Below are 2,838 nucleotides of genomic sequence, written 5' to 3'. Positions count from 1 at the left end.
GGGGCCGCCCGCCTCATTTATACCTAAAAACCCGCCGGGTCTAGTGCTTGCCTGCGGAGGGGTAGATGCTACCGTCCATCACGCCGCGCTCCACCTGCTCCAGGCTCACGCCGCGAGTCTCCGGCAGGTTGCGGAACATCAGCAACGCAATGACCACGTTCACCACGGCAAAGCCGATGAAGGAGCCGGTCAGACCGACCGCACCCAGAATCACGGGGAACGCCAGCGACAGCACACCATTCATCATCCAGCCGCTAAACGCCGAAATGCCCATACCCGCCGCACGCACACGCAGCGGGAACAGCTCACTCATAATCACCCACGTCGACACGTTCAGGCAGGTCTGCATCGCGCCCACAAAGCAGACGATGAGCACCAGCAGAATCCAGGGACGCGCCGCGTTATCGGCGGGCAGTAGCATGGATGCGCCCGCAATCAGCACGTGGAAAAACGCGGTCGAACTATAGCCGGTAATGACCATGACGCGGCGCGGTACACGCTCCATCAGGCGCAGCGACAGGATGGAGCCGAGCACCGCGATCGTACCCGGCGCAATATTCGCGATGAGCGCCGCGGATTCGCTGAAACCGGCTTCCTTGAGCACCTTAATGCCGTAGTACATGATCGAGTTGATGCCGGTCAGCTGCTGGCCCGCGCCGACCAGAATACCGACGAGCAGGATGCGCACGAACCAGCCGCGCACGCCCACGCTTTCCTTACCCGCCGCATTGTTCTGGGTGGTTGCCTCCGCCTGCAGGGTGCGTTCAATATCGGCGATCTCAGCCTCGGCACGTTCGGTGGAGCGGATGCGCTTCATCACCTCAAGCGCCTGTTCACGCCGACCGACGCGCAGCAGCCAGCGCGGCGACTCGGGCACTCGCAGCATGCCGACGAACAGGCCGATGGCGGGCAGGGTGCAGATGGCGAACATCCAGCGCCACACGCCGTCGTGCTCACCCCATACGTTGCCGATGAGGGCGTTCACGATGAACGCGGCAAGCTGACCGCCCACGACCATGAGCTCGTTGCGGCCGGAGAGGGAGCCTCGAATTTCGTAGGGTGCGAGCTCTGCGAGGAACACGGGCACCACGGCGGAGGCGCCACCGACCGCCAGGCCGAGCAGGGTGCGCCCGGTGATGAGCACGGCGACGTTGGGTGCGAAGACGCACGCCAGGGCACCAATGAAGAAGATGGTGGAGAGCCCAATGATGGTGGTTCGGCGGCCGAACCGGTCAGAGATGCGGCCGCATCCGAGTGCGCCGATAGCGGCGGCGAAGGCGAGCGATCCGGTGACCCAACCTTGGGTGGTGGAGTCCATGCCGAGTTCGCGGCTCATGGGTTCGAGCGCGCCGTTGATCACTCCGGTGTCGTAGCCGAAGAGCAGACCTCCGAAGGTGGCGATGAGTGCAATGATGCCGAGGTATCGACTGTGCTTCCCGGTGCCCAGAGGGGGCAGGGTGGAGGCGGTGCTCTGTGCGCTCATGGTGTCCTTTATGCCGAGGGGTTAGGTGAGATTACACCGACATTGGTGGTTCTTCAGCACTGTCAGTGGGCTAGGTGAGGCGCGTCAGGTTAGACACACCTCACCTAATCCTAGCGAAAACGTTCAGCGGGTGATATTTATTTCTCACCGCGGACATTTTTCAGCGTATATTACGGCCGACACGTGCGACCGCCTGAGTGCCCCTTTGAGAGGGAGCCGGAGTTAGAACAGCGCGATTTTCTCGGGTGCCGGGAAGATGGCGTCCAGGGCGGCGAGGTCCTCAGCGTCGAAGCGCAGGCATGCCGCCTGTGCGTTGGCGCGCACCTGCTCGGCGCTGGTCGCACCGGCAATGACGGAGGTGACCGGCGACTGCTGTGCGAGCCAGGAGAACGCCGCCTGCACCTCGGTGATGCCGCGTTCGGTGCAGAAGCTGTGGAAGGCTTCGAGCTGGTCCCAGTTGGCGGCGTCGAGCACGTTTTTCTTAGAGTGGGACAGGCGCGAACCGGCGGGAATGTTGTCGCGGCGGTACTTGCCGGTCAGCAGGCCGTTAGCGAGCGGGAAGTACGGCAGCACACCCATGCCGAAGTGCCGTGCGGCGGGCAGGATTTCGAGTTCTGCGCGGCGGTCGAGCAGGTTGTAGTGGTTTTCAGCGACAATGAACCGTTCGGTGCCGAGTTCATGGGCGCAGTGTTCGGCGTGGGCGAGCTGCCAGCCGGAGAAGTTGGAGTGGCCCAGGTAGCGGACCTTACCGTCGCGTACGAGCTGGTCGAGGGCGCTGAGGGTTTCTTCGATGGGGGTGTTGGGATCGGGGCTGTGGTAGAAGTACAGGTCGATGTAGTCGGTGCCGAGGCGGCGGAGGGACCCTTCGACGGCGCGCATGATGTAGCGGCGGGATCCGCGAGCGTTGCGGTCGTTGCCATTGAGGTCGCCGACGGGCAGACCGAATTTGGTGACGATGGTCAGTTCGTCGCGGTCGAGGCCGAGCTGGGTGAGGGCGGTGCCGAACATGGTTTCGGAGAGGCCGGGTTCGGCGCCGTAGAGGTCGGCGATGTCGAAGAAGCTGATGCCTGCGTCGACTGCAGCGGCGATGACTTCGTTGGTGCCTTCTTGGGTGCGGGTGGGGGTGCCGGGGCGGCCGAGGTTGTTGCAGCCGATACCGACGCTGGGTACGACGAGGCCGGAGTTGCCGAGCCTGCGGTAGACGGGAGATTCAATACGTTTCATGTTTTAACTCTACGTTGTGTGGGTATGTTGCATGGTTATTTCCCCTCCAGTTGGGAGGCGAAGAGCTTCCTGAAGCGTGATGTGGGGTCGGTCGTTAGGTCCCGGTAGGTTCCTTGCTCCACCACACACCC

The 2,838-nt window shown here is 63.2% G+C and carries 2 protein-coding genes; both read right to left on the bottom strand.

Annotation, left to right across the window (positions count from 1 at the left end; genetic code table 11):
• Nucleotides 1-40: 40 nt before the first annotated feature.
• Nucleotides 41-1,483 (bottom strand): sugar porter family MFS transporter, encoded by a 1,443-nt coding sequence (locus HMPREF2884_RS05365; RefSeq protein WP_070616190.1) that lies wholly within the window; start codon nucleotides 1,481-1,483, stop codon nucleotides 41-43.
• Nucleotides 1,484-1,705: 222 nt separating this feature from the next.
• A complete protein-coding gene (locus HMPREF2884_RS05360; RefSeq protein ID WP_070616184.1) occupies nucleotides 1,706-2,707 on the bottom strand; it encodes an aldo/keto reductase in 1,002 nt (333 codons plus the stop codon).
• Nucleotides 2,708-2,838 lie beyond the last annotated feature (131 nt).

Source organism: Rothia sp. HMSC073B08 (assembly GCF_001812975.1).
Classification (GTDB): Bacteria; Actinomycetota; Actinomycetes; order Actinomycetales; family Micrococcaceae; genus Rothia; species Rothia mucilaginosa.
The sequence above is the reverse complement of the archived record's forward strand: the minus strand, read 5'-3'. Positions and strand labels throughout refer to the sequence as shown.